We start from the raw sequence: 12,397 nt of genomic DNA on the forward strand, positions 1-12,397 counted from the left end.
GTCTCTCCCCGCTCGGCGTCCGCCAGGTGCTCGGCCGTCACCGGGCGCGTCACGAGGGAGCGGACGCGGCCCACGGGCGCACCGGTGCCGTCGGCCAGGTCCAGCGCTACGCCGCCGTCGGTGACGGACAGCCGGGCCCGCAGCACGGGAGAGCCGACGGCGAACACTTCCACGCCCGTCCACGCGAAGGGCAGGCCCAGGCCCGCCGTACCGGCCGACTCGGCGCCCAGGCCGACGGCGTGCAGCGCGGAGTCCAGCAGCGCCGGGTGCAGCACGAACCGCGCGGCCTGCTCCGCCTGCTCCTCCGACAGCGCGACCTCGGCGAACAGCTCGTCGCCGCGCCGCCACACCGCGCGCAGGCCCTGGAAGACGGGCCCGTAGCCGTAGCCCGCCTCGGCCAGTGCCTCGTACGCCCCGTCGACGGGCACGGCGACCGCGTCACGCGGCGGCCACTGCGTGAGCTCCGCTCCGGCGGCGGCCTGACCGGTGTCCACGACGACACCGGAGGCGTGCAGCGTCCACGGCTCCTCGGGGGCGGCGTCCGCCCGGTGCGAGTGGACGGTGACCGGGCGGCGTCCGTCGGCCCCCTCCGCCGCACCCACCACGACCTGGAGGACCACCGCGCCCCGCTCGGGGAGCACCAGCGGTGCCTGCAGGGTGAGCTCTTCCAGCACCCCGCAGCCCACCCGGTCGCCCGCGTGCAGGGCGAGCTCGACGAACGCCGTGCCCGGGAGGAGGACGGAGCCGAAGACGGCGTGGTCCGCGAGCCACGGGTGGGAGTCCAGCGAGAGCCTGCTCGTGAGGACCAGGCCGTCCCCGTCCGCGAGCAGCACCTCGGCCCCCAGCAGCGGGTGCTCCGCCGAGTGCAGCCCGAACCCGGTGACGTCGCCGGGCAGGCCGGCCGTGGTGTCCGGCCAGTAGCGCTGCGGTTGGAAGGCGTAGGTGGGCAGGTCGACGCGGCGGGCTCCGGTCCCGGCGTAGTACGCCTGCCAGTCGACGGTGGTGCCGCGTACGTGGAGTTCGGCGAGCGCGGTGACCAGGGACTCGGGCTCGGGACGGTTCCGGCGCAGGGCGGGCACGAACCCGGCCTCCGGCGCGCCGTCGGACCCGGTGGCTTGCTGGGCCATGGCGGTCAGGGTGCCGCCCGGTCCGACCTCGACGTAGGTGCTCACGTCCAGGCCGGCCAGGTGCCGCATGCCGTCGTGGAAGCGCACGGCTTCGCGGACGTGGCGTACCCAGTAGTCGGCGGTGGCCAGCTCCTCCCCGGCGAGAGTGCCGGTGAGGTTGGAGACGACCGGGATGCGCGGGGCCTGGTAGGTCAGGCTCTCGGCGACGGTGCGGAACTCCTGAAGCATGGGGTCCATGCGCGGGGAGTGGAAGGCGTGGCTGACGTTGAGCCGCTTGGACTTCCCGAACCGTGCGGCGATCTCCGCCACCGCTTCCTCATCGCCCGATATGACGACGGAGGTGGACCCGTTGACGGCGGCGACGGACACGCCATCGGTCAGGAGCGGGGTGATCTCGTCCTCGGTGGCCTGCACCGCCACCATGGCGCCCCCGGCGGGGAGCGCCTGCATCAGCGTGCCGCGTGCGGCGACCAGCCGGGCCGCGTCCTCCAGCGACCACACCCCGGCCACATGCGCGGCGGCCACCTCGCCGATGGAGTGGCCGAGCAGGTAGTCGGGGGTGACGCCCCAGTGCTCCAGCAGCCGGAACAGCGCCACTTCCAGCGCGAACAACCCGGCCTGGGTGAAGACGGTCTGGTCCAGCAGCTCCGAGCCGTCGAAGACCACCTCGCGCACCGGCTCATCCAGGTGGCGGTCCAGCTCCGCGCACACCGCGTCGAAGGCGTCCGCGAACACCGGGAAGGCGTCGTACAGCTCCCGGCCCATCCCGGCGCGCTGTGAACCCTGCCCCGAGAACAGGAACGCCGAACGCCCACCGGTCGCCTGCCCGGTCACCACGCCCGCCGGGGCCTGCCCATCCGCCACCGCGGCCAGCAGTCCGGCCCGGTCGGCACCGAGCACCACCGCACGGTGTTCGAACACCGACCGCGACACCGCCAGCGACCAGCCCGCGTCCACCGGCGACCCGAGCGAGTCCACCCGCTCCAGCAGCCGCCCGGCCTGCCCGGCCAGCGCCTGCGCGGACTTGGCCGACAGCACCCACGGCACCACCGGCACCGCCACCGAAGCAGAAGCCGAAGCCGAAGCCGGGGTCGAGGACGCCACCGCCTCAGCGTTCTCGGCGTCTCCCTCCTCCACGATCACGTGCGCGTTCGTCCCGCTGATCCCGAACGAGGACACACCCGCCCGGCGCGGACGCTCGCCCGCCGGCCACTCCCGCGCCCGGGTCAGCAGCTCCACCGCACCCGAAGCCCACTCCACCTTCGACGACGGCTCGTCCACGTGCAGCGTGCGCGGCAGCGTCCCGTGCCGCATCGCCATGACCATCTTGATCACGCCGCCGACGCCCGAGGCGGCCGCGGCGTGGCCGATGTTGGACTTGATCGAGCCGAGCCACAGCGGCTCGCCCGTTCCGCGGTCCTGGCCGTAGGTCGCGAGGATTGCCTGGGCCTCGATCGGGTCACCCAGCGTCGTGCCGGTGCCGTGGGCCTCCACCGCGTCCACCTCGGACGCCGCCAGCCCGGCGCTGGCCAGCGCCTGCCGGATGACGCGCTGCTGCGAGGGACCGTTGGGCGCGGTGAGCCCGTTGGAGGCGCCGTCCTGGTTGACGGCCGTGCCCCGGACGACGGCGAGCACCCGGTGCCCGTTGCGCCGCGCGTCCGACAGCCGCTCGACCACCAGCACGCCCACGCCCTCGGACCAGCCGGTCCCGTCGGCGGCGTCGGAGAAGGACTTGCACCGCCCGTCGGCGGCGAGGCCGCGTTGGCGGCTGAACTCGACGAAGCCGGTCGGGGTGGCCATCAGCGCCACGCCCCCGGCGAGCGCCATGGTGGACTCGCCCGAGCGCAGCGACTGCACGGCCAGGTGCAGCGCGACGAGCGAGGAGGAGCACGCCGTGTCCACCGTCACCGCCGGGCCCTCCAGGCCCAGCGTGTAGGCGACGCGGCCGGACAGGACGCTGGTGGCCATGCCGGTGAGGAGGTGGCCCTCGGTGCCCTGGCCGTCGCCCGCGCGGCCGAGGTCGGCGCCGTAGCCGGAGGGCGAGGCGCCCGCGAAGACGCCCACGCGTTCGCCCCGGACGGTGGCCGCGTCGATGCCCGCGCGCTCCAGCGCCTCCCAGGACGCCTCCAGCATCAGGCGCTGCTGCGGGTCCATGGCGAGGGCTTCGCGCGGGGAGATGCCGAAGAAGTCGGCGTCGAAGTCGGTGGCTTCGTGCAGGAAGCCGCCCTCGCGCACGTAGGAGGTGCCGGGGGTCTGCGGGTCCGGGTCGTAGAGGGCGTCGAGGTCCCAGCCGCGGTTGGTGGGGAAGCCGGTGATGCCGTCGCCGCCGGTGGACACCAGCCGCCACAGGTCCTCGGGCGAGCCGACGCCGCCGGGGTAGCGGCAGGCCATGCCGACGATCGCGATCGGCTCGTCGTCGGCGGCGGCCGTCACGGCGGTGTCGGCGGCGGGTGCCTGCCGCGCGTCCCCCGCGAGGAGTTCGGTCTCCACGAAGCGGGCGAGGGCGGCGGCGTTGGGGTGGTCGAAGACGAGGGTGCTGGGCAGGGCCACGCCGGTGAGCCGGGCGAGCCGGTCGCGCAGGTCGACGGCGGTCAGCGAGTCGAAGCCCAGGTCGCGGAAGGCGCGGTCGGGGCGGATGCCGTCGCTGGTGGTGTGCCCGAGCACGGTGGCGGCCGCGTCCCGCACGAGGTCGGTGAGGTGGGACGTGCGGTCGGCGGGGGAGAGGGCGGTCAGGCGCCGCACCAGGCGGGAGCGGCTGTCGTCGCCCGCGGCGGCGTCGGGGCGGCCGCCGGCCGGGTCGGCGGGCGGCGCGGCTTCGGGCAGGTCGGCGAAGAGCGGGCGGTGCCGGACGGCGGTGAACGCGGGGAGGAAGCGGGCCCAGTCGACGTCCGCGACGGCGAGGTGGGTGTCGTCGTGGTCGAGCGCGTGGCGCAGGGCGCCGACGGCGTGCGTGGGGTCCATGGTGCGGATGCCGCGGCGGGCCAGGCGCTCCCCCTCGCGCCCGTCGGCCAGTCCGCCACCGCCCCAGGCGCCCCAGGAGACCGAGGTGGCGGGCGCGCCGCGCTCGCGGCGGCGCTGGGCGAGGGCGTCGAGGTAGGTGTTGGCGGTGGCGTAGGCGGCCTGGCCGCGGCTGCCCCAGACGCTGGAGATCGAGGAGAACAGCACGAAGGCGTCCAGCTCGGCGTCCTGGTCGCGCAGCAGCGCGTCCAGGTGGGCGGCGCCGGTGGCCTTGGCGCGGACCTCGTCCGCGCAGGCGGCCAGGTCGACGTCGGTGAGCTCGGTGTCGCTGGCGACGCCCGCGGTGTGGAAGACCGAGCGCAGCGGCGGGCCGCCGTCGGTGCGCAGGCGCTCCAGCAGCCCGGCGAGCGCGGCGCGGTCGGCGACGTCGCAGGCGACGACCTCGGTGTCCGCGCCCAGCGCCCGCAGTTCCGCGACGAGTTCGGCGGCGCCGGGGGCCTGGGGGCCGCGGCGGCTGGTCAGCACCAGGCGCGCCACGCCGCCGCCCGCCAGCCAGCGGGCGGTGTGGGTGCCCAGCGCACCGGTGCCGCCGGTGATCAGGGCGGTGCCGCGGGCCGTCCACGCGGGGGCGGCACCGGGCGCGGCGGCGCGCGGATCGTGCGCGAGGCGGCGGACGAAGACGCCGGAGGCGCGCACCGCGAGCTGGTCCTCGGCGCCGTCGGCCAGCGCCGCGCACAGCCGGCCGGCGGTGCGGGCGTCCAGCGTGCCGGGCAGGTCGACCAGGCCGCCCCAGCGGTCGCCGTGCTCCAGGCCGACCACCCGGCCCAGGCCCCACAGGGCGGCCTGGGCGGGCTCGGCGAGCCGCTCGGAGCGGGCGACGGTGACGGCGCGGTGCGTGGCGAGCCACAGCGGCGCGGCGAGCCCGGCGTCGGTGAGGGCCTGGACGAGCGCGACGGTGGCGGCGACGCCCGCGGGCAGCCGGCCGTCCGCGAAGGGATCGGTCCCGTCGGCCGCGCCGGTGTCGGCGGCCGCGTCGGTGCTCGCGTCGGCGTGGGTCGCGTCGGCCAGCGCCAGCAGGGAGAGCACGCCGCGCACCGGGGCGTCGGCCGACGCCCCGTCGGCCGCCGGGGCGGTGAGCGCGGCGGCCAGCGCGGCGCGGTCGGGGGCGGCGGTGTCGACGGGCACGGGGACCACGTCGGCGCCGTGCGCGGTGAGGGCCCGCGTCACCTGGGCGACGAGTGCGGCGTGGGCGTCGGGGACGCGGGTGGGCACGGGCAGCAGCCACCGGCCCGCGAGCGGCGCGGCGTCCGCGTCTCCGGGCGCGGGGACCGTGCGCGGCTTCCAGTCGACGCGGTAGCGCAGCGCGTCGACGGCGTCGAGGTCCCGGTTGCGGCGGCGCCAGGCGGCCAGCGCGGGCAGCGCGGCGGCCAGCGGGTCGACGTCGGCCGGGCGCATCGCGTCGGCCAGCGCGGTGAGGTCCTCGCGCTCCACGGCCTCCCAGAAGCGCGCCTCGTTGCGGAAGGTGGCCAGCACCTCGGCGGCGTCGTCCCCGGTGGCCGGGGTCGGCCAGTACCGGCGGCGCTGGAAGGCGTAGGTGGGCAGGGCGGCGCGGCGGGCGCCGGTCCCGGCGTAGAACGCGGCCCAGTCGGGCCCGGTGCCGTGGACGTGCAGGGCGGCCAGCGCGGCGGTCACCGCCCGTGCTTCGGGCCGGTCCGTGCGCAGCGCGGCCACGCAGGCGGTGTCCGCGGCCTCCTCGGCGCCGGCCAGGCACTCGCGGGCCAGCGCGGTGAGCACTCCGCCGGGGCCGAGCTCCAGCAGCGCGGTGACGCCCTGCTCGGTGAGGGTGCGCACGCCGTCGGCGAAGCGCACGGCCGACCGCACGTGCCGCACCCAGTAGCCGGGGTCGCGCAGTTCGGTGGAGCGCAGCAGGCGTCCGGTGACGTTGGAGACGACGGACAGGCGCGGCGCGTGGTAGGTCAGGTCCTCCGCGACGGCGCGGAACTCCGCGAGCATCGGCTCCATCAGCGGGGAGTGGAAGGCGTGGCTGACGGCGAGCCGCTTGCTCCTGTCGAACCGCGCGGCGAGCTCGGTGACGGCCGCCTCGTCGCCGGAGACGACGACGGAGGCCGGTCCGTTGACGGCGGCGAGGGACACGCCCTCGGTCAGCAGCGGCGCCACCTCGGCCTCGGTCGCCCGCAGCGAGACCATGGCTCCGCCGGGCGGCAGCGCCTGCATCAGCCGGCCGCGCGCGGCCACCAGCCGGGCCGCGTCCGCGAGGTCGAGCACGCCCGCCACGTGGGCGGCGCTGATCTCGCCCACGGAGTGCCCGAGGACGAAGTCGGGGGCGACGCCCCAGGAGGCGACGAGGCGGAACAGCGCCACCTCGACGGCGAAGAGCCCGGCCTGGGTGAAGACGGTGGCGTCCAGCAGCTCGGCGTCGGCGGAACCGGCGTCGGCGAACACCACGTCGCGCACCGACCGGTCCACGTGCCCGGCCAGGTGGGCGTCCAGCGCGGCGCAGGCGGCGTCGAACGCCTCGGCGAACACGGGGAAGGCGGCGTGCAGTTCGCGGCCCATGCCGGGACGCTGCGAACCCTGCCCGGAGAAGGCCAGCGCCAGCCGGCCCGGCGCGGCCGTCCCGCGCAGGACGCCGTCCGCGTCCGTGCCGTCGGCGAGCGCGGTGAGCCCGGCCAGCAGCGTGTCGCGGTCCTCGCCCAGCACGGCCGCGCGGTGCTCCAGCGGGGTGCGGCCGGTGGCCAGCGCGTACCCCACGTCCAGGGCGGCGGCGTCCGGGGCCGTGGCGGTCAGGTGGTCCAGCAGGCGTCGGGCCTGGGCGGCCAGGGCGGGGGCCGAGGCCGCCGACACCAGCCACGGGTGCACCGGCACGGCGCCGCGCGCGGCGAGCGCGCCCCGCTCCGGGGCGTCGGCCGACGCGTCCCCCGTGGCGGCCTCGGACACGGCGCCCGGGTCCGCCCCCCGGTCCGCCGCGGTGGGCCGCGCCGCCGGTGCCTGCTCCACGATGACGTGCGCGTTGGTGCCGCTGACGCCGAAGGAGGAGACGGCGGCCCGGCGCGCGCGCCCGGTCCGCGGCCAGGCCCGGGACGCGGTGAGGAGCTCCACCGCGCCGGCCGCCCAGTCCGCGTGCGGCGTCGGCTCGTCCACGTGCAGCGTGCGCGGCAGCACGCCGTGCCGCAGCGCCTGCACCATCTTGATCACCCCGGCCACGCCGGAGGCGGCCTGCGCGTGGCCGATGTTGGACTTCAGCGAGCCCAGCCACAGCGGCTCGCCCACGGGCCGCCCCTGGCCGTAGGTGTCCACCAGGGCCTGCGCCTCGATCGGGTCGCCCAGCACGGTGCCGGTGCCGTGCGCCTCGACGGCGTCGACGTCGGCCGTGGCCAGGCCCGCGTTCTCCAGCGCCTGCCGGATGACGCGCTGCTGCGCGGTGCCGCTGGGCGCGGTCAGCCCGTTGGACGCCCCGTCCTGGTTGACGCCGGTGCCGCGCACCACGGCCAGCACCTCGTGGCCGTTGCGCACCGCGTCCGACAGCCGCTCGACCAGCAGCACGCCGACGCCCTCGGCCCAGCCGGTGCCGTCGGCCGCCGCCGCGAACGACTTGCAGCGCCCGTCGACCGCGAGCCCGCCCTGCCTGCTGAACTCCGCGTACGCCTCGGGCACCGCCATCACGGCCACCCCGCCGGCCAGCGCCAGCTCGCACTCGCCCGCGCGCAGCGCCCGCACCGCCATGTGCAGGGCGACGAGCGAGGAGGAGCACGCGGTGTCCACCGTCACCGCCGGGCCCTCCAGGCCCAGGGTGTAGGCGACCCGGCCCGAGACGACGCTGCCCGCCGTACCGGTGAGGAAGTAGCCCTCCACGTCCTCGGAGGCGTGCCGCAGCTTGGACTCGTAGCCGGAGACGGCCGCGCCGGCGAAGACGCCGGTGCGGGTGCCGCGCAGCGCGCCCGGCGCGATCCCGGCCCGCTCGGCGGCCTCCCACGAGGCCTCCAGCAGCAGCCGCTGCTGCGGGTCCATGGCCAGCGCCTCGCGCGGGGAGATGCCGAAGAACTCCGCGTCGAAGTCGGCGGCGTCCGCGACGAAACCGCCCTCGTAGGCCCGCGTGCCCGCCGGGCTCGACGCGTACAGGGCGTCCACGTCCCAGCCCCGGTCCGCGGGGAACGGGCCGACCGCGTCGACGCCGCCGTCCACCAGGCGCCACAGGTCCTCCGGGCCCGTGACGCCGCCGGGGTAGCGGCAGCTCATGCCGATGATCGCGACGGGCTCGCGGGCCGACTCGGTGATGCGCGCGTTCTCCCTGCGGAGCCGCTCGGTCTCCTTGACCGACGCCCGGAGGGCCTCGAGAACCTTGTCCGCCGAAGTCGCCATCATGCTCTCCACATTTCGCACGTCATCATGAGCCGTTGTCTCCCAACGCCAGTTGGATGAGGCTTTCGGCGTCCATGCCGTCAATCGAGTCGGTCGTCCGGTCGGTGGCCGCATCCGGCGTCGGCGTCGGCGTCGGCGTCGGCGGCGTCGCCGTCGTCGCGTCAGCCGTCGCGTCAGCCGCCGGACGGGTCGGCGCGGCGTCGTCCGCCAGGCGCAGCAGGGTGTCCAGGACGCCCGCCGCGCGGAGCCGGTCCAGCGGGACCCCGGCCAGGGCCCGGCGCACGGCCGCGTCGGCGTCCGCGCCGGAGCCGGCGGGCGCCCCGTCCGCGGCCGGTTCGCGCAGGTCGAGCCTGCCGCGCAGGTGGGCGGCGAGCGCCGCGGGCGTGGGGTGGTCGAAGACCAGCGCCGCCGGGAGCCGCAGCCCCGTGGCGCGCCCGAGCCGGTTGCGCAGGTCCACGGCCGTCAGCGAGTCGAACCCGAGCACGCGGAACGCCTTGTCGGGCCGCACCGCGCCGGGGCCGTCCAGGTCCAGCACCGCCGCGGCGTGCTCGCGCACCAGCTCCCGCAGCGCGTGCTCCTGCTCCGGGACGGGCAGCTCCGCCAGCTCCCGGCGCAGCGCGCCGGCGGCGTCCTCCCCGGCCCCGTCCGCCGCGTCCGGCGTGCCGTCCCGCGCCGTCCCCGCCGCGTCACCGGCCAGGGCCGCGCGGGCCTCGGGCAGCTCGCCGATGAGCGGACTGGGACGCAGCGCGGTGAACGCCGGGGCGAAACCGTGCCAGTCGACGTCCGCGACGACAAGCGCGGGCTCACCGGAGGCCACCGCTTCCCACAGGGCCGCCAGCGCCCGGTCGGCGGCCATCGGCGCCAGCCCCAGGCCGCTCAGCGCCCCGCCCACGCCCGCCCCGGCGGCCAGGCCCTCGCCCTCCCACCAGCCCCAGGCCACGGACGTGGCCGCCCGGCCCCGGGCCCGCCTGCGGTGCGCCAGCGCGTCCAGCGCGGCGTTGGCCGCCGCGTAGGCGGAGTGCCGCGCGTTGCCCCACACCCCGGAGATCGAGGAGAACAGCACGAACGCGTCCACCGCGTCCCCCAGCACCGCGTCCAGGTGCAGCGCGCCGCCGACCTTGCCGGACAGCACCCGGGCGTACGCCGCCGCGTCCGTGTCCCACACGGCGGCCGTGTCGTCCACGCCCGCCGTGTGGAACACCGCGCGCACCGGACGCTCCTCGGCGGCCAGCCGCGCGACCAGCTCCTCGACCTGCGCCCGGTCGGCCACGTCGCAGGCCACCGCCTCGGCGCCCACCCCGGCGGCGGTCAGCTCGGCGACGAGCTCGGCGGCGCCCGGCGCGTCCGGGCCCCGGCGGCTGGTGAGCACCACGTGCTCGGCCCCCGACGCCGCGAGGTGCCGCGCCACGTGCCCGCCGAGCGAGCCCGTGCCCCCGGTCACCAGCGCGGTGCCGCGCGGCGCGAAGGCGGCGGCGGGCGCGCCCGGAGCGCAGCGGGCGACGCGGCGGGCGAACACCCCCGCATCGCGCACCGCCACCTGGTCCTCGGCCCCGTAGGCTCCGGCCAGCACGGCACCCATCCGCTCCAGCACCGACGCGTCGTCCCTTCCCGCCGCTTCCGGCAGATCCAGCAGCCCGCCCCACCGTCCGGGCGCCTCCAGGGCGATGGCCTGTCCCATGCCCCACAGTTGCGCCTGCTCCGGACAGCTCTCGGGGTCGGCGCAACCCGCCCGGCCAATCTGGACGGCCCCGCTGGTGACACACCACAGCGGTGCTCGCACGCCGCTGTCGTCCAGCGCCTGGACGAGCGCGAGCGTGGCGGCGGTCCCCGGCGGAAGCACGGCGCGGGACGCCGGGCCGGACCCGGGGGCGGCCCCGGTCCCGGGGCCGTCCGCCAACGCCAGCAGCGACACCGCGCCGGCGACCGCCTCCGGGCCCGGGGCGCCGGAGCTCCCGGCCGCCTCGGCCAGCGCCGCCTCCAGCACCTTGCCCGCCTCGGCGCGGTCGGCGCGCTGGTGCGCGGCCAGCGGCACCACCACCACCCGCGCGCCGCGCGCCGTCAGCTCCGCCGCGCAGGCGTCCACCAGCGCGGCGCCGTCCGCCTCCGGCTCCTCCGGCGCGACGAGCAGCCAGGTGCCGGCCAGTTCGCCCGCCCCCGCGGCGCCGGACGCGGCGGGCCCGGCCCCGGCCAGCGGCGTCCACGTGACCCGGTACCGCCAGCCGTCGAGCGCGGCCCGGGTGAGCGCGTTCCGCCGCCAGGACGCCAGCGCGGGCAGCACGGCGTCCAGCGCACCGGTCTCCGCGCCTCCCACCTGCGCGGCCAGCGACTCCGCGTCGCCCTCCTCCACCGCGCGCCAGAACGCCGCCTCGGCGGCCGAGGGCGCCCCGGCCCGCCCGGGCACGTCCCCGGGCTCGTCCTCCAGCCAGTAACGGGTGTGCTGGAAGGGGTAGGTGGGCAGGTCGGTGCGGCGGGCGCCGGTGCCGTCGAAGACCGCGTGCCAGTCGACCTCGGCGCCGTGCACGTGGGCCTCGGCCAGTGAGGTGAGGAACCGGGCGAGCCCGCCGTGGTCGCGGCGGAGCGTGCCGACGGCGGCCGCCTCGGCGCCCGCGTCCTCGATCGTGCCCTGGAGGCCGAGGGAGAGGACGGGGTGGGGGCTGACCTCGATGAACAGCGTGGCCCCCGCGGTCAGGGCGGTGCGGGTGGCCTGCTCGAACTCCACCGTCTCGCGCAGGTTGCGGTACCAGTAGGCGGCGTCCATCTCCGTGCCGTCCAGTTCCCGCCCGGTGAGGGAGGAGTAGACGGTCACCGATCCCGGTTGGGGGGTGATGCCGTCCAGCAGGCGGGCCAGTTCGGCCTCGATGGCCTCCACGTGGTCGGAGTGCGAGGCGTAGTCCACCTCGACCCGGCGCGCCCGGACCTCCTCGTGTTCGCAGGCGGCCAGGAGTTCGTCCAGTGCGCCCGGGTCGCCGGAGACCACGACGGAGGAGGGTCCGTTGACGGCGGCCAGGGAGATCCGCCCGTCCCAGGCGGTGATCCGCTCACGCACCCGGTCGGCCGACTGGGCGACGGACACCATGCCGCCACGCCCGGCCAACGCCCGCAGCGCCTGGCTGCGCAACGCCACCACCCGGGCCGCGTCCGCCAGCGACAGCACCCCGGCCACCGCCGCGGCCGCGATCTCGCCCTGGGAGTGGCCGAGCACGGCGGCCGGTTCCACGCCGTGGTGGCGCCACAGCTCGGCCAGTGACACCATCACCGCCCACAGCACCGGCTGGACCACGTCCACCCGGTCCAGCCCCGGCGCGTCCGGCTCACCGCGCACCACGTCCAGCAGCGACCAGTCCACGTGGGGTTCCAGCGCGGCGGCGCACTCGGCCATCCGCGCCGCGAACACCGGCGCGGAGTCCAGCAGTTCGACGGCCATTCCCGTCCACTGCGCGCCCTGACCGGGGAAGACGAACACCGGCCGGGCGGACCGCCCCGCGCTCCCGGTGAGCAGGTGGGCGTGCGGGGCGCCGGAGGCCAGGGCCTCCAGCGCGGCGGCGTGCTCGCGGGGATCGGCACCGGTGAGGGCGGCGCGGTACTCGTGCCGGGCCCGGGTGAGGGCGAGGGAGTAGGCCAGGTCCAGGGGCGGGGTGCCGGGGTGGTCGTGCAGGTGGGCGAGCAGGCGGGTGGCCTGCGCCCGCAGTGCCGCCTCCGACCGCGCCGACAGCACCCACGGCACCGCCGGTGCGTCCGGTACATCCGGGACATCCGGCACGGCCGACGGCTCGTCGGCCGTCGGACGGGGCGCGGAGCGCGGCGCTTCCTCCAGGATCAGGTGGGCGTTGGTGCCGCTCATGCCGAAGGAGGAGATGGCGGCGCGGCGGGGGGTGGTGGTGGCGGGCCAGGGGGTGGGTTGGGTCAGGAGGGTGACGGCTGTGGTGTCCCAG

General features: G+C 77.5%; 2 protein-coding genes. Both read right to left on the reverse strand.

Going from position 1 to position 12,397, the window contains the following annotated elements; genetic code table 11:
- On the reverse strand, positions 1–8,465 hold an 8,465-nt coding region (locus tag OSB71_RS23720; protein ID WP_265950858.1), incomplete at its 3' end, for a type I polyketide synthase.
- 25 nt (positions 8,466–8,490) lie between these two features.
- Positions 8,491–12,397, reverse strand: a 3,907-nt coding sequence (locus tag OSB71_RS23725; RefSeq protein WP_265950859.1) for an SDR family NAD(P)-dependent oxidoreductase, incomplete at its 5' end; no start/stop codon positions are given.

Source organism: Streptomyces marinisediminis, assembly GCF_026262575.1.
Taxonomy (GTDB): Bacteria; Actinomycetota; Actinomycetes; order Streptomycetales; family Streptomycetaceae; genus Streptomyces; species Streptomyces marinisediminis.